Source organism: Curvibacter sp. EU05-FHT14A10, assembly GCF_058791075.1.
Genome location: NZ_JBYTDE010000002.1, coordinates 459327 through 475089 on the forward strand (window position 1 = coordinate 459327; position 15763 = coordinate 475089).

Sequence of the window (15763 nt, forward strand, 5' to 3'; positions counted from 1 at the left end):
CGTAAGACCGCCTACCGCGACGGGTCACGCGCCGTCAGGGAGCGCACCCAAGGAACGGGTCAACCGGGCCCGTCACGGGGCGCGTCAAAGGCAGATCAAGGGCTTCAGATAGGCGTCCCGACGACCCTTGAAGCCTGCGGCCTGCTCCATCAACCACCCCTGCACCAGCGCCACCGCAGGCGGCGGGCTGGCCGAACAGATGAGGTGGTAAGCCGCCCGGGATGTGACGTAGCCCTGAAACGGCAGCACCAGCCGGCCCGCCAGCAGCTCGTCGAGCACCATGCTCAGGCGCCCCATGGCCACCCCCTGATGCGCCATCGCCGCACCCACGGCCAGCAGTGACAGATTGAACACCCGCCCTTGCGGCAAGCGGTTGGCCGGCCAGGCCACACCGGCCTGCGTCAGCCAGTGCAGCCATTCTTCGCCGGGCCGGGCGCCGGCCCAAGGGGACTCATCGTGCAGCAACCAGGCCCCATCGAGATCGGTGGGCGAGCGGATCTCGGGGTGCTCGGCCATGAAGACCGGGCTGGCCACTGGCAACAAGACCTCGTCGAGCACCTGCTGGGCCTTCAGGTCGGGATAGTGCCCCAGGTCGTACCGCAACGCCGCAGCCAAGCCCTCGGCCCGCATGCGCTGGGCATCGAGCGGATGGAACTCGGCCATGACCTTGAGCCCCACCTCTGGCAGACGGCGGTAGAAATCACCCAGCCGGGGCGTGAGCCAGCTCATGGCCAATGTGGGGGAGCAACTCAGCAGCAGGGCTTCTTGTGCGTCGGGGGTGCGAATCTGTGCCAGTCCTTGTTCGATGGCTTGCAAGGAGGGGGTAAGCGCCGAGGCCAGGCGCTGGCCCTCGGTGGTGGGCGAGAGCGTGCGGTGATGGCGCACCAGCAAGGGCTTGCCTGCCCATTCTTCGAGTTGGCGCACCTGCTGGCTGACCGCCCCCTGGGTGATGCAGAGGTCTTGCGCCGCCTTGGTGAAGCTCTGGCAACGCACCACGGCCTCGAAGGTGCGGGCCCAGACCAGCAAAGACGGCGAAAGGTGGACCAGGCTCACAAGTTCACATTGGTTTGACTAATGAATCGCATCAGTATAGGCCGCTTCTCTGTTGGCATGGCTGGATGAACAATGCAGCCATCCATTAGCGAAAGCAGCCCATGCGCTCCCCCAACACCGACTCCCACACCGACTTCAAGATCGACTTTGACATGCCAGGCCTGTTGGCCGGCCGACCGGTGCTCTGGACCCAAACCCAAGGCCATCCCAACCCCGTGCAGGATGAGGGCACCCTGGCCTTGTCACCGGCCGCCATCGAATCGGCCCGCCTGCGCCTGAAACGCTTCGAACCGCTGCTGGCCGAGCTTTTTGATGGGCTGCAAGCCTGCGGCGGGCAGATCGAGTCGCCTTTGATGAACGTGCCAGATCTGCAAACAGCCCTGGGCCTGCCGCCCAGCCGGGGCAGCCTGTGGGTGAAGGCCGACCACCTGCTGCCCGTGGCCGGCTCGGTCAAAGCGCGTGGCGGCACCCACGAGGTGATCGAATTTGCCGAAACACTGGCCCTGCAGCACGGTCTGATCGACCCAAGCGGGGACTACCGCCGACTGGCCAGCCCCGAGGCCAGGGCCCTGTTTGGCCAGTACACGGTGGCCGTGGGCTCGACCGGCAACCTGGGGCTGGCCATCGGCACCATGGCCGCCGCGCTGGGTTTGCGGGCCGTGGTACACATGTCAGCCGACGCCAAGGCCTGGAAGAAAGCACGGCTGCGCAGCCGCGGCGTGAGTGTGATCGAACACGCAGGCGACTATGCCGACGCGGTGGCAGCCGGGCGGGCCGGGGCGGCGGCCGATCCGCATTGCCATTTTGTGGATGACGAACGCTCCAGCTCGCTGTTCTTGGGCTATGCCACGGCTGCCGCGCACCTGGCGGCCCAGCTGGCAGAGGCGGGGCGGCCTGTCGATGCCCGGCACCCGCTGTTCGTCTACCTGCCCTGCGGTGTGGGGGGCGCCCCCGGCGGGGTGGCGTACGGTCTGCAGCAGCTGTTCGGGCACCATGTGCATTGCCTGTTTGCCGAGCCCACGGCATCGCCCTGTTTTCTGGTGCAGCGGCTGGCGGGCTGGCCGGGCCTGCCCGCCACCGGACCACACCCCAGCGTATATGACATCGGTCTGAACAACCTCACCGAAGCCGACGGGCTGGCCGTGCCCCGAGCCTCCACCCTGGCGGCCGCCGCCGTGGGCGCCCAGATCGCGGGCATCTACACCGTGCAGGACGACACCTTGATGCGCCACCTGTGGGAGGCCCAGGCCAGCCAGGGCCTGCGCATCGAGCCTTCGGCCGCTGCCGGCCTGTCAGGCCCGGCCATGCTGCTCAACACCCCCCAAGGGCAGGCCTATCTGCAACAGAGGGGCCTGGACAGCCAGATGGCGCAGGCGACCCATGTGGCCTGGCTGACCGGGGGCATGCTGATGCCCGAGGAGGACTATCAGGGCTTTGTGCTGCGGGGCCAAGCCCGCGATCAAGCGCAGGCCTGAAACCGGGAAGGTGGGAACCTGGGTGCGCTCAGGCGGCCCGGCGCACCCACATCAGACTGGCGCCCATGGCCATCAACACGCCGCCAAACAGGCGGTTCTGCGCCCGTTGCGCCCGGGCGCTGCGCAGCAGGCTGGCCAAGCGTGCGCCGGTGAACGCATAACCATGCATGACCACCAGGTCTACCGCCACGGTGGTGAGCATCAGCACCCCGATCTGGGGCAGCAGGGGGCGGCTGGCGACGATGAACTGGGGCAGCACAGCCACCATGAAGACGATGCCCTTGGGGTTGGTCAGGTTGGTGAACAAGCCCGTCAAGAAACGCTGCCGGGCCGACATCATCGGCACTGCGCCAGCGTTCGCCCCGGGGCTGTCGGTCGCCTCATCCAGCAAACCGTGGCCTGCGTGTACCGGCGCGCGCCATTGCTTCCAGCCCAGCCACAGCAGGTACAGAGCCCCCAGCACCTTGACCACGGTGAACGCCATGGCCGAAGCCACCAGCAGCGAGCCCACCCCCACCCCGGCAATCAGGGTGATGCCCATGAGACCGGCCTGCAGGCCCAGGATGGTGACGCTGGCGCCTTGCACGCCATAACGCAGCCCATGCCCCACCGACAGCACAGCCCCGGAACCTGGCGACAGGGCAATCAGCCAGGCCGCCGCGAAATATGACCACCAAATACTTGTATCCATGCCTCAAATGGTAAGGGGCAATGCGCCTGCCCCGGCACAGGTGGGCTTGAAAACCGCCTTGGCCGCCAGGCCACAGGGCGATTGAAGCGAGGGCTCAGTTCAGGGGCGCCTGAAAGAGCAGGCCAGCGGCGGGCAGGGGCAGCCCCACAGGCGCCAGCCCAGAGGTAGCTGTGGGCGGCTCTGCCAGCAAGGGCGGCACGGCATTGGCACCGACACGGTTGCGCAAGGCCGCCGCAGGTTCTCGGTAGACGTGCTGGCCAATGAACAGGCGCATGCGCAAAGAGGCCAGCACCTTGAGGAACAGGTCCATGCTGATGTGTGCAGGGTCGGACTCGATGTGGGCGATGCGCGATTGGGTGACCCCCACCATCTGCCCGAACCGGGCCTGGGTCAGGCCAGTGGCACGGCGGGCCTCGATCAGCATCGGGCGCAAGGTCGCCAGATCGGGAAACGGATGCACCTCGGCGCCCAGGGCGGTCATCAACAGGTAGAACTGGTGCAGCTTGATGGCCAGCGGATTGCGCTCGATGCCCCACACGCGCGAACTGCTGATCTGCATGTAGTCTGCCACCTCGGCCACCGATACCTGCTGGGCCAGGCGCAGGGCCTTGAGCTGCGCACCGAGCTGGGTGGGGATGACGGCGTATTGCATGGTGCTGGGGACTCCGGTGGGGGCTGCTGCGATTGTGCCAAATCCGGCCGGTGCCGCCAGGGCTTTCCGAGTGGAACGCAGGGTCAGCAGTCGTTGGCAGCCGCATCGACCCGGCACTTATGGCGCTCCGTCCAAATCCGGCAACGCTGGGTCAGCCACCCTGATATCCCGGGGTTTGCCGCGCTGCGCCCTCCTGGCCGCGCGTGACAGCATCGATCCCATGTTCAAGCTCGAAAGGCGTTGATGACGCAGGCCCGACGCCCCTCTGAAAGTGAGGTATTGCCGTCGATTCGGGCCCAGACCAGTTCCTTCTTTCTCTTTGACGACCAAGCCGGATATCGCTCTACACCCTCATTTTCGCAACGGCTTTCCGTCAGCAACAACAGGTGTAGAAAAAGTCACCTGGCCCATACAGTTGTATCGAACCGACCCAATGTGGGTTACCCGACCTTTCAAGGGCCTACAGGCAGCAGGTGAAACTGAGCAATCATCGACATTGATCGCAATATCTGCCATGCGTATTCTTGATGACAGTTGCCAGAATTGTGACCCTGTTGAACATTTCTGATGCCACGATGAAAGAGGTCGTCATCCGACCCTCACGTGGCCGGACTGGTCCCCCGTGAAACGGTCCGAATGCCCGGCTTTTTTTTGAAATCTGTCACACCGGGATCACATCAGTGATGCCCCGCATTCACACGGCGTGGGTGGGTTGTCCTCTTCAGTTGCGATTCAAATCTTTCCGATCTCTTATGACTTGAATCAAATCTTGACCAAAGCATCAACTTATGATGAAGATCGCACATCACAAATTAATGATTTTGTCATTTATTTTTATCATTTTATGATCGAGCCTCATACCGAGACCTGGAGCCAGCGTGCGTCTTGACGAGCCATTTGATTTAGGTTCGATTCTGTTACCTGGCTCAGCAGGGATTCAGACTTACCCACTGCCAGGCAATGTGGGTTCCAGCTTTATTTCGCACTGGTCTGGGCCCGCACACCAATCGTCCAGTGTGGGGACCCCTTATCTCAGCGTGGCTTTGTTTCCTCATGCCGAAAAAAAGCATGCGATGTTCAACTTTGGCAACGGTTGGAATGATCGCTTCTGCGACGACCCCCACGCGATCTATGTCACGCCGCCAAACACAGCACATGAATGGAAAATAGACGGCGCACTCATGGTGGTCATGCTGTCCATCTCCATGTCACAGATCAGCGCAGTGATCGAGGAATTAGAAATCAATGACGATGCCATCGAACTGGTCAAGCCCCTGGCCGAAAAGGGCTACTCAGATCCTTTGGTGCATGACCTTATCCTTCGCCTTTGGACTTTTGCCCGCTCGGGTACCAGCTGCAATCCGTTGTTCTTTCAAAGCAGCCTTGTCTGCATTTTGCACAGCATCGCGTCCAAGATCACGCAACGCGCCGGCATGCCGCCCCAGCAATTGAATGGTCGGAATCTGCAAAAGCTCTTGGACATGATTGAGGATCGCATCAGTGAGAACCTGACTTTGAGTGACCTGGCCACGTTTTCCAAAACCAGCAAGTTCCACTTTATTCGTTTGTTCAGTGAAGCGACCGGACGAACGCCTTACCAGTACATTCAGCACCGACGAATCGAGAGGGCGCGCCTGTTGCTGATGACAACAGAGCAGACCGTGGCAGACATTGGCACCCTGGTCGGGTTTGGCGATGCCCCCAACTTCTCCCGCACCTTCTCACGGCATGTGGGTCTGAGTCCGACCCAATTCCGCCAGCAAGCCTGCTGACCCCTTTTCGCAGGCCGGGGCCCAGGCGAGCTCCTGTTTGCTGGCCCACTGCCTCTCAGGTGTGCAACGCCCGATTGGCGTTCACACTCGGACGCCTGAAGACATCCACGACATTGACTCATTGATTGGCTTGATGGCGCAGTGCCGTGAGGCTGATGCGCTGTCTCTGACCAAAGCCACATTTTGGCGCGCGTTCTGTTCCAGCGACTTGGTTGCCTCGCCCACTTGGGCAATCCCTTGGGTCTGTTCACGGCTGGCAACCCAGATCTGGGCCATGAGGTCGGTGAGGCTCCGATTCTCCCGAACCACATCGTTCATGGTCTGCCCAGCCTGGTTGACCAAGGCGGTGCCCGCTTCAACGCACCCACGCCCTCGTTTGATGGCCAGCGTCGACGCCAGCCCTCCGCCTTCACATCAGGTGTCAAAAGGTTTCCCAGGCGTCATCGGTACCCGTGCGCCCGGCCGTCGGGACTGACCGGCCCAAGGCCGATGGTGAACCTGCCTTGGTGAGCAGAATGCCCCCCTGGGGACCCAAGCTGGGCCGTATCGGGTTACCTGCCACCACGCTCAAATTCCGGGCATGGACCTGCGGCTGATTGGTGGCGTTGCTGCGCTTCACTGGCAATTGGCTATTGGCCAGCTTGAACACCGACACTGCCGCCACCAGTTCACGCGCCTGCTGGTCCAAACTTTGCGCAGCCGCCGCACTCTCCTCCACCAGCGCGGCATTTTGCTGGGTCGTCTGGTCCAACTGGTTCACCGCCTGGCCAATCTGGCTGACTCCGGTGTTCTGCTCCGTACTGGCTGAACTGATCTCACCCACCACTTCACTCACCCGCTTGATCGACAGCACCACATCCTCCATTGTCCGACCCGCCTCGTCCACCAACAGCGTGCCTTGTTCCACCTGGACCACGCTGGCACCGATCAACGACTTGATCTCCTTGGCCGCGTCCGCCGAACGGCCCGCCAGGCTGCGCACCTCGCTGGCCACCACCGCAAATCCCCTGCCCTGCTCGCCCGCACGCGCTGCTTCCACTGCCGCGTTCAATGCAAGGATGTTGGTTTGAAATGCAATCCCGTCGATCACACCAATGATCTCCGCGATCCGCTTGGAGCTTTCGTCAATGCCCTTCATGGTGTGCACGACTTGCTTGACCGCCTCGCCCCCCTTGAAGGCCACCTGCGAGGCGCTTGCTGCCAACTGATTGGCCAACCTGGCGTTGTCGGCGTTGGTACTCACCGTGGTGCCGAACTGATCCATCGTCGCTGCCGTCTGCTGCAGCGCACTGGCCTGCTCTTCGGTGCGCTGGCTCAGGTCGGTGTTACCCATCGAGATCTGCGTGGAGGCCGTGGCCACACCTTCCGCATTCATGCGCACGTTGGAGATGACCGATGCCAGGTTTTGCTGCATGGACTGCATGGCTGCCATGATGCTGCCCGTGTCACCGGGCTTCACATCGATAGCTGTCGTGAGGTCGCCGCCAGCCACCTTCTGGGCCACACCCACCGCGGCATCGGGCTCACCGCCGAGTTGCTTCGTCAGGCTGCGCGTGATCACCAGGCCCAGGCCCACACCGATGGCCAGTGAGGCAACCGTCAACACGATCAACAGGGTGCTGGTGTCATGGTAGGCGATCAGATTGGCTTCAACAGACTTTTTGGCGTTTCCTTCCTTCAAAACCACAAGCTCTTGCATGGCTTGATCCAGTTCGTTGACCTTGACGCTGAATGGGCCAAACAGGTAGGCGCTGGATTCATGCGAACTTCCTATTCCTTCGCGTTTTGCGATGGACACAATTCGACTGACTTCTTCCTGGTAGCCCGGCATCAACTCATTCAGCTTCTTCAGAAGCTCAACCCCCCGTGCCGAATACACCATGGAGTCGACATCACGCAGGTTGGACTTCAGTAACTCAATATTTTTATCAATGGTTTCGAATGATTTCAACCGACGCTCTTCGCTAGGGGCAAGCATAACGTTACGCACGGCACGCCCCACATACAGCATATTGATGGTGCATTGTTTCAACAGCGATATCCCTCTCAACTCTTTTTCATAGAGCATTTGATCACGCTCATTGATTTGAGACATGCCCCAGATACCAACGCTGCTGACAGCGAAACCAATCACTCCAACCAAGACAAATGAACCGATAAGTCTATGCGCCAACTTCATATTTATATCCCTACGGAAATTTCAGACAACAGCACGCGCTGTTAAAAAACAAACGGAATCAAGCAGCCTGTCAGACTCAAGAAGCACCAATTGTTTTGCAGCCCCGAGAACAGCATTTGACGCAGATCAAACCTCAATAATCCCCCTCAAAAAACAAGAGAAAACCAATAAATGATGAACAGCACCGTTTTTCGAATGACTCCTGATTCTAAAATACATAATCTACGAACGGCAAATTCAGACAAGCAGAGCAACACAAGACAATGATTCCATTGTATTTCTGATAGAAAAACGACAGAGAATTCCCATTCAGATTTCGAAATGATTAATGCCAACAGACTCATTTCACGGCCATGACTCCAGCGCAGCACTTTCAACAAGGCTGAATGCTTATTCAGTTGAAGCAACTTTCTCCAATTGGCAACATACTCAAATCATGATTGGTATCTAATACTCTCGATCGGTTCCATTTTCAAAATGACAATGGCAGCCATGGGCTATTGCTTGACCAGCAATCAACTGCGAGAGATTGAATGTTCTCAGAGTACACATACCCTGCGCTGACATACCTGGGAACCTTGTCCACATTTTTCGTCTTGGCGTTGCTGATTCGCTCTATTTTTAGAATTTACTCAATCCTCAATAAGATGAGCGTTGAAAATAAAAATCGTTCACGGGCTATCCTCACAGACAGTGCAGCAGGTTTGATCAATGAGCTCGGCCTAAAAACAAGCTTGGCAAACAAGCGAAAACCTGCAGATCGAGGGGACCCCTCCATTTGCGTTGTCTGCCTGCAGTGCGGTGATGGCTCACTCCAATCCCGTAACGCTTGTTGCGGGTCCGATGAAGACGGCTGCCGCCAAGGGCGAGATAAACGTGTTCAGACACGGCCCTCAAGCGTGGAAAGCCGGCAGCCTGAAACTGTGCGAACTCATTCTTCTCACTTGCAGTGACTCGTCGGTTGCCACTGACCTCGGAAACAAGCAGCTATCGGGGCTGGAAGCGCCATTGACCCGCCATCATGATTCGGTGCACGTGAAATGCTCGAAGGGGGCCGCAATCTGAGCAGCCCCCGACCACAATCGATCAAATGGTGCTCGACTGAAACCTGCCAAGGTGCTGATGGTCGCATTGAGCCAATGCCTGCAAGGTTTGCAGCTGCCAGCCGACCTCCGGCTCGAAGGCCTCTCGTTCAGCCACCGCGACGTAGCCACCCGAGCCGTAGACGGCAGCGTAGGCACAGTACTGGGCCGCCTCGATGGCCTTGCCTGCCACGGCCTTGGCCACACCGTAACTGGCCGACACGGCCGCATGGCCACAGCCATCCAGCGACCGCGATCCCCGGTGTCGATTCGCCAGGGTGGCGGCCTGGTCGGCGGCGGTCTGCAGCGCTGCCTCATCCGCTTGGCCATCGACATACCGGGCCAGGACCTGGAGGCAGGCGATGACCTCGGGTTCCTCCAGCAGGTGTTCGACCCGGCGGGCGCAGGCCAGGCAGAAGGCCAGTGCCAAGGGTCTGTTTTCGGGAGCGTCCAGCCGCAGTTGGCTGGCAAGACAAGTCAATGCTTCGTTCATCGAGGGTCTCCGACAGGCCGTTGTAGACCCGACCCCACTTTACCCGCCCGGCGCCACCGCGCACAGAACATGCCGAGTGCCACGGCAATCCCTGGGCGGCCAGCCCCGCGAAACTTGGCAAACGCCGGGGCCGACAAAGTGCTTGGCTTGCTCAAGCTCGCATGCGGCTAGGTGGCCAACGCCAAACCCGCGCCAAAGCCAGAGGCTGCTCAACAGCCTGACTGCGGCGCCTGCACAGACAATGGAAGCCTGCTGGTCGGCGGGGCCGTCAGCCCTTGCCCCTCTGGAGACCGTCATGAAACACATGCGCCTTGCCCTGATCACCACGAGCAGCTTGCTGCTGACCGCCTGCGGTGACACCGCCTTGCTCACGGTGGCTGAAGGAACCGGGCCACATCCACGCTGGGTAGCGCCCCACCCCACGCTGATCCCGACCGTGAACATCGCGCCCGCCCGAAGCTGGCCTGCGGGCAAGACGCCAACGCCGGCCGAGGGCACGCGCGTGGCGGCTTTTGCCGATGGCCTGGACCACCCCCGCTGGCTGCTGGTTCTGCCCAACGGTGATGTGCTGGTGGCCGAAACCAACGCACCGCAACGGCCCGATGACAGCCGTGGCCTCAAAGGGATCGCGGCCCGCCTGGTGATGAAGCGGGCCGGGGCCGCAGCGCCCAGCGCCAACCGCATCACCCTGCTTCGCGACAGCCAGGGCAAAGGCGTGGCCGACGAGCGCCATGCCTTGTTGACGGGCCTCAACTCGCCCTTCGGGATGGTGCTGCTGGGCCAGCACCTTTATGTGGCCAACACCGACGCTGTTCTGCGCTTTCCGTACACGCCCGGGGACACCCAGATCAGCGCCCCAGGCGAGGTGGTGGCCAGACTGCCCGCGGGCCCCATCAACCACCATTGGACCAAGAACCTGCTGGCCAGCGCCGATGGCCGCAAGCTCTACGTGACCGTGGGCTCCAACAGCAATGTGGCCGAGCTGGGCATGGACGCAGAAGCTGAACGTGCCGCGATCTGGGAACTGGACCTGGCCAGGGGCACGCACCGCGTCTTCGCCAGCGGCCTGCGCAACCCCAATGGCATGGCATGGGCCAGCGATGGCGGGTTGTGGACCGTGGTCAATGAGCGCGACGAGATCGGCAGCGACCTGGTGCCCGACTACCTGAGCTCGGTGCAGGACGGCGGCTTTTACGGCTGGCCCTACAGCTACTTTGGGCCCCACCTGGACGAGCGCGTGCAGCCTCAGAACCCTGAGCGGGTAGCCAGCGCCCTGGTGCCGGACTACGCGCTGGGGCCGCACACCGCCTCGTTGGGACTTGTATCGGCCCAGGGCAATCGCCTGCCAGGCCGGTTTGCTCAGGGCATGTTCGTCGGGCAGCACGGCTCATGGAATCGACGTCCGCACAGCGGCTACCAGGTGATCTTTGTGCCGTTCGAAGGCCCCCACCCCTCGGGCGCAGCGCCGCTGGAGGTGCTGACCGGATTTCTCGATGGCGAGGGCGGCGCTTATGGGCGCCCGGTGGGCGTGGCCATCGACCGCCAAGGTGGGCTGCTGGTCGCCGACGACGTGGGCAACGTCGTCTGGCGGGTCAGTGCGACAGAGGGCCGCGCAACAGGTCGTTGAACGGCTGCTGGTACCCGGCCGTGAGGCCCTGCCCAACCCGTGACGTCGCCATCACTGACTGTGGACACTGTGCTCCTGCACCCATTTGACAGCGATGGGCACATTTTTACGTGCCAGCTTGTCGATGCCCGCCAAGTCCTTGGAGCGTTCTGCACTGCCCTCAGGCGCGGTCTCGTAGTGGGCAATCAATTTGTTGGCCTCCGCTTCGCGATCCCTTTTGACGGCCAGTTCATGACCCACGAAACACCCGGCCGCGGCCCCCATGACCGCGTGGCCGCCAGCGACATGCCCTGCCACGGCGCCAGCCGTGGCGCCACTGATGCAGCCCAGCGCATAGGCCGGTGAAGCAGAAAACCCCAGGCCAGCCAGACAGCTGGCAACCAGGACGGCAGATCGAACAACGTACGTCATTGAATACCTCATCTCATGAATGTTGGTGGTCGCCTGAGCGGCGATCGCGGAACCTACGCCCTGAGGCGTCTGCGAGAGGCGCCATGCCAAGCGCCAAGGGCGCCGTGAACCTGGGTCGCCCCAACGCAGCTTGCGCTTGCCATCAGGCTTCAAACCTGTTTGGCGCAGGCCTTGCCGTGATCGGCGTGGTTGCCCTTGGCCTTGGCATCGGCCTCGTTCATGTACTCGCCGGATTTGGTCTTGCCATAGGACTTGCTGCCTTCGCAGTGGTACACATGCGACTTGGTGTTGACCCAAACCTGGCCACTGCCACCCCCCGGTGCGGCAGGGGCCGCAGAGGGCGATTTGGCGGGCGAATGGGCTGGCGTGGCGCTCGCTGCGGCTGCCGGTGTCGGCATGGCAACAGGGGCAGCGGCCGGCGCCGTCGCGGCGGGGGCAGCCGCAGGGGCTGCGGCTGTTGCCGTTTGTGCAAAGCCCGAAGCGGCGCAGAGCAGCCCGGCGGCGAGTGTCAAAGCGAAAACGGATGTCTTCATGGAAGTCCTTTGCGGTGATCCAGGTTGGGGCAACAAACCTTTTGAAGCCTCGCTTACACAACGTACCTGACGCGCGCGCCGATGACCCGCATCAAGCTGCACCACACCGTCAAAGCAGGCAATAAGTCACACGACACCGCCACTTGCCCACTTGTTTGGGCTTGGCGAGGTCGGCCTGGCCGCGAAAGCCGCCAGGCTTCGGGTTCGCCGCCACCGCCCACGGCCTCCACGGGGGGCTCAACTGCGTCGCCATCCATGAACCCGGCGGGCCACCTGCGCAATCACCGCCTCCCGCGCTTCCAGCTTGGCCTTGGATTCCGTCAGGAACACGGCCACCACGATGGGCCCCCCCTCTTGCGGCCAATAGACACCCACATCGTTGGTGCTGCCATGTGCCCCCGTGCCGGTCTTGCTGCCCACGCGCCATGCCTCAGGCAGGCCTGCAGCCAGTCGTTTGGCATTGGTCCGGGTGTCTTGCAACCATTGCGCCAGTTGTTGCCGGCTGCCGTTCGACAAGGCGGGGCCCAGCACTGCCTGCCTGAGCAAGTTCACCATGGCCCGGGGGCTGCTGGTATCGCGCGCATCACCGGGGGTGGATTCATTGAGCTCGGGCTCCCAGCGGTCCAGCCGGGTGACCGGATCACCCAGTTGCTGGGCAAACCGGGTCAGGCCCTCGGGCCCGCCGAGCGAGCGCAGCAGCAGGTTTGCCGCCGCGTTGTCACTGACGGTGATGGCGGCATGACACAGCTCGCCCACGGTCATGCCCGAGCCATCTGCGTGTTTTTCGGTCACGGGCGACCAGGGCAGCAACGCCTCGCGGCCAAACGGGATTCGCCGGTCCAGGTGCTCCAGGCCTTGGTCTACCCGGCGCAGCACCTGGGCGGCGGCCAGCCACTTGAAGGTGCTGCACATGGGAAAGCGCTCGTCGAGCCGGTGACCCGTCCACAGCCCGGTTTGGGTGTCGCACACCGCCACCCCCAGGCGGCCCTGGGCTTCACGCTCCAGAGCCACCCCCTGGGCCGCATTTTCTGGGGGATGGGCCATGGCTTCGGTCTGGGCACGGGCCACTGTACAAGCCAGGCTTGTCGCCGAGACAAGGGCAAACCGGTTGAAGCTTCTTCGTTGCATGGAATTCAATTGCAAGTTGGGTGATCAAGAGCCGGCATGCTAGTGAAGTCGATGGCGCAGGACAAACGATGATTTCGGGTGCGAAGCCATAGAAAATCTGGGGCATGAACCTTCCTTTGAATGCCCTGCGCGCCTTCGAGGCATCCGCACGCCACCTGAGCTTCACACTGGCTGCGCGCGAGTTGAACGTGACCCAGTCCGCCATCAGTGCCCAGGTCAAGAACCTGGAGCAGCATCTGGGCTCGCCCTTGTTCCGCCGCCTGCCCCGTGGCCTGGTTCTGACCGATGAGGGCCAAGCCTTGCTGCCGATGCTCAGCGACTCGTTCAAACGCATGGCGGCGGTGCTGGGGCAGTTCGAGCGGGGGCGCCTGCGCGAGCCCCTGACGGTGGCGACCGTGGGCACCTATGCGGTGGGCTGGCTGATGCCTAGGCTGGAACGCTTCACGCTCGACCACCCGTTTGTCGACCTGCGCCTGCTGACCCACAACAACCAGGTCAATCTGGCCGGCGAAGGGCTGGATTTCGCCATCCGCTTCGGTGACGGCTCCTGGCACGGCACCTGGGCCGACGCATTGCAGCAGGCCCCCCTGAGCCCGGTGTGCTCGCCCGAGCTCGCTGCTCGGCTGGGCTCACCCGACGACCTTTGCCGGCACTCCCTGCTGCGCTCCTATCGCAGTGATGAATGGCCCGCGTGGTTTGAGGCTGCCGGCATCACACCGCCCGTGCTGCGCGGCCCGGTGTTCGACACCTCCCTGGCCATGGCCTCGGCCGCCGTGCAAGGCTTCGGCGTTGCCTTGCTGCCGCCTTCGATGTTCACACTCGACCTTCGCCAGGGCCGGCTTGTGCAGCCCTTCGACCTCCAGATCACCCAGGGGCGTTACTGGCTGACGCGCCTCAAATCGCGGGCCCCGAGCACGGCGATGAGCGAGTTCCGGGACTGGTTGCTCCAAGAGGTGGGCGCCGAACCCGCGCGCTGACGGGCCTCGGCCTGCAGGCCCAGCCCAGCCCGGCTTGGGGCTATTCCGGGCTCGCCCCCTGGGCCGGCCTGGGCCCGCTAGAGTGCGGCCCATGTCTGCGCAACCGCTACCCTCGTCCCGTGCCCTGGTGTGGTTCAAACGCGATTTGCGGGTGGCCGACCACGCCCCCCTGGTGGCGGCACAGGCCCATGGTGATGCCGCAGGGCTGTTCATCATCGAGCCGGAATGGCTGGCCAGCCCGGAGTGCTCGCCCAGCCACGTGGCCTTCACCTTGGGCTGCCTGGCCGAACTTCGAGCCAGCCTGGCCCGCCACGGGCTGCCCCTGCTGGTGCGGGTGGGATCGGCCAACGAGGTGTTGGCCAACCTGCGCCAGGGCTTGGGCTTCACCCACCTGCTGAGCCACGAAGAGACCGGCCCAGGCTGGTCGTACACACGAGACCTGGCAGTGGCCCGCTGGTGCCGCGAGCAAGGGGTGAGCTGGCAGGAGTTCAGCCAGACCGGCGTGGTGCGTGGGCTGCGCCAGCGCGCTGGCTGGGCCCAACGCTGGCAGGCCCGCATGGACGCACCTCGCCTCCAACTGACGGGCCGATTCCAGGCCGCCACCGACTTGAGTCAACCCGATTGGCCCACCCTGGCCGAACTGGGCCTGCCATCGCCGGTCCAAACGCTGCAAGCGCCCGGCGAACAGGCCGCCCTGCAAACCCTGCGCAGCTTCCTGGCCGGGCGCGGCCACGACTACCGGCGCACGATCTCCAGCCCGCTCACCGCCGAACAGGGCTGCAGCCGGCTGAGCCCGCACCTGGCCTTCGGCACGGTGTCGATGCGCACGGTGCACCAGGCCACCGAACAGGCCATCCTGCACGCGCCCGACCGCAAGATGGCCTCGGCGCTGCGCGCCTTCGGCGGCCGCCTGCGCTGGCACTGCCATTTCATGCAAAAGCTGGAGAGCGAGCCCCAGATCGAGTGGCGCAACATGGCCAGGGCGTACGACGGCTTGCGCGAAGACGACTGGAACCCGACACGCTTCGACGCCTGGTGCCAGGGCCGCACCGGCTACCCCATGGTGGACGCCTGCATGCGATCGCTCCAGGCCACGGGTTGGCTCAATTTTCGCATGCGGGCCATGCTGGTGAGCTTTGCCAGCTACCACCTTTGGCTGCATTGGCGCGAGACCGGGCTGTTCCTGGCGCGGCAGTTCCTCGACTTCGAGCCCGGCATCCACTGGTGCCAGATGCAGATGCAGAGCGGCACCACCGGCATCAACACCCTGCGCATCTACTCGCCCGTGAAGCAGGCGCTGGACCACGACCCCGAAGGCCTGTTCATCCGCCGCTGGGTGCCTGAACTGGCTGCGGTGCCCCTGCCCTACCTGGCCCAGCCCTGGACCATGCCAGCCCCCGTGCAAGCGTTGGCCCGCTGCCACATCGGCCACGACTACCCGGCCCCAGTGGTGGACGACAAGGTGGCCGTGAAGGCCGCCAAAGACCGCCTCTATGGCCTGCGCCAGACCGAGGCCGCCCGCGCCGAGGCCGATGCCGTGCAGGCGCGGCACGGCTCCCGCCGAAGCGGGCTGCCCCCCAGCGGCAAACCCGCTGCCGGCAGGCGCCGCGCCCCCAGCGCTCCCAGCGCTCCCAGCGCTCCCAGCGCCCCAACCCCCGCGCCCAACCAGGGCACCCTGTTTTGAAAGGTG

14 protein-coding genes are annotated in these 15763 nt (G+C 63.2%); 5 read left to right on the plus strand and 9 right to left on the minus strand.

Features of this window, described 5'->3' with window-relative positions; genetic code table 11:
• Positions 1–84 precede the first annotated feature (84 nt).
• A complete protein-coding gene (locus AC3WUT_RS05210; protein ID WP_492346006.1) occupies positions 85–1053 on the minus strand; it encodes a LysR family transcriptional regulator in 969 nt (322 codons plus the stop codon).
• A 101-nt stretch (positions 1054–1154) separates the two neighbouring features.
• Between AC3WUT_RS05210 and dsdA the strand changes: the two genes are divergently transcribed.
• Complete coding sequence (gene dsdA / locus AC3WUT_RS05215) at positions 1155–2528, plus strand: D-serine ammonia-lyase (protein WP_492346007.1); 1374 nt, start codon at positions 1155–1157, stop codon at positions 2526–2528.
• A 28-nt stretch (positions 2529–2556) separates the two neighbouring features.
• On the opposite strand, the gene AC3WUT_RS05220 is transcribed toward dsdA, so the two are convergent.
• Positions 2557–3219: a LysE family transporter gene (locus AC3WUT_RS05220; RefSeq protein WP_492346008.1), complete on the minus strand. Its 663-nt coding sequence runs from the start codon at positions 3217–3219 to the stop codon at positions 2557–2559.
• 94 nt (positions 3220–3313) lie between these two features.
• Positions 3314–3871 (minus strand): helix-turn-helix domain-containing protein, encoded by a 558-nt coding sequence (locus tag AC3WUT_RS05225; RefSeq protein ID WP_492346009.1) that lies wholly within the window; start codon positions 3869–3871, stop codon positions 3314–3316.
• A gap of 878 nt (positions 3872–4749) precedes the next feature.
• Here AC3WUT_RS05225 and AC3WUT_RS05230 point away from each other — a divergent pair.
• Positions 4750–5643 (plus strand): AraC family transcriptional regulator, encoded by an 894-nt coding sequence (locus tag AC3WUT_RS05230; protein WP_492346010.1) that lies wholly within the window; start codon positions 4750–4752, stop codon positions 5641–5643.
• 81 nt (positions 5644–5724) lie between these two features.
• On the opposite strand, the gene AC3WUT_RS05235 is transcribed toward AC3WUT_RS05230, so the two are convergent.
• The 3 genes from AC3WUT_RS05235 to AC3WUT_RS05245 all read right to left on the minus strand — a co-directional run bounded on the left by AC3WUT_RS05235 (position 5725) and on the right by AC3WUT_RS05245 (position 9397).
• Positions 5725–5961 (minus strand): hypothetical protein, encoded by a 237-nt coding sequence (locus tag AC3WUT_RS05235; RefSeq protein WP_492346011.1) that lies wholly within the window; start codon positions 5959–5961, stop codon positions 5725–5727.
• 103 nt (positions 5962–6064) lie between these two features.
• Positions 6065–7822 (minus strand): methyl-accepting chemotaxis protein, encoded by a 1758-nt coding sequence (locus tag AC3WUT_RS05240; RefSeq protein ID WP_492346012.1) that lies wholly within the window; start codon positions 7820–7822, stop codon positions 6065–6067.
• A gap of 1086 nt (positions 7823–8908) precedes the next feature.
• Positions 8909–9397: a hypothetical protein gene (locus AC3WUT_RS05245; protein WP_492346013.1), complete on the minus strand. Its 489-nt coding sequence runs from the start codon at positions 9395–9397 to the stop codon at positions 8909–8911.
• A gap of 295 nt (positions 9398–9692) precedes the next feature.
• Between AC3WUT_RS05245 and AC3WUT_RS05250 the strand changes: the two genes are divergently transcribed.
• Complete coding sequence (locus AC3WUT_RS05250; RefSeq protein ID WP_492346014.1) at positions 9693–11024, plus strand: PQQ-dependent sugar dehydrogenase; 1332 nt, start codon at positions 9693–9695, stop codon at positions 11022–11024.
• Positions 11025–11075: 51 nt separating this feature from the next.
• Here AC3WUT_RS05250 and AC3WUT_RS05255 read toward each other — a convergent pair whose 3' ends face one another.
• From AC3WUT_RS05255 to bla, 3 genes are all read right to left on the minus strand, one after another.
• On the minus strand, positions 11076–11435 hold the full coding sequence (locus AC3WUT_RS05255) for a hypothetical protein (protein ID WP_492346015.1): 360 nt from the start codon (positions 11433–11435) through the stop codon (positions 11076–11078).
• A gap of 149 nt (positions 11436–11584) precedes the next feature.
• Positions 11585–11968 carry a hypothetical protein gene (locus tag AC3WUT_RS05260; RefSeq protein WP_492346016.1) on the minus strand — a complete coding sequence of 128 codons (384 nt, stop codon included), beginning with the start codon at positions 11966–11968 and terminating at the stop codon, positions 11585–11587.
• A gap of 237 nt (positions 11969–12205) precedes the next feature.
• On the minus strand, positions 12206–13096 hold the full coding sequence (gene bla / locus AC3WUT_RS05265) for a class A beta-lactamase (RefSeq protein WP_492346017.1): 891 nt from the start codon (positions 13094–13096) through the stop codon (positions 12206–12208).
• A 104-nt stretch (positions 13097–13200) separates the two neighbouring features.
• Between bla and AC3WUT_RS05270 the strand changes: the two genes are divergently transcribed.
• Positions 13201–14073 carry a LysR substrate-binding domain-containing protein gene (locus AC3WUT_RS05270; protein WP_492346018.1) on the plus strand — a complete coding sequence of 291 codons (873 nt, stop codon included), beginning with the start codon at positions 13201–13203 and terminating at the stop codon, positions 14071–14073.
• Positions 14074–14164: 91 nt separating this feature from the next.
• Positions 14165–15757 carry an FAD-binding domain-containing protein gene (locus AC3WUT_RS05275; RefSeq protein WP_492346019.1) on the plus strand — a complete coding sequence of 531 codons (1593 nt, stop codon included), beginning with the start codon at positions 14165–14167 and terminating at the stop codon, positions 15755–15757.
• The last annotated feature ends 6 nt before the right edge of the window (positions 15758–15763 follow it).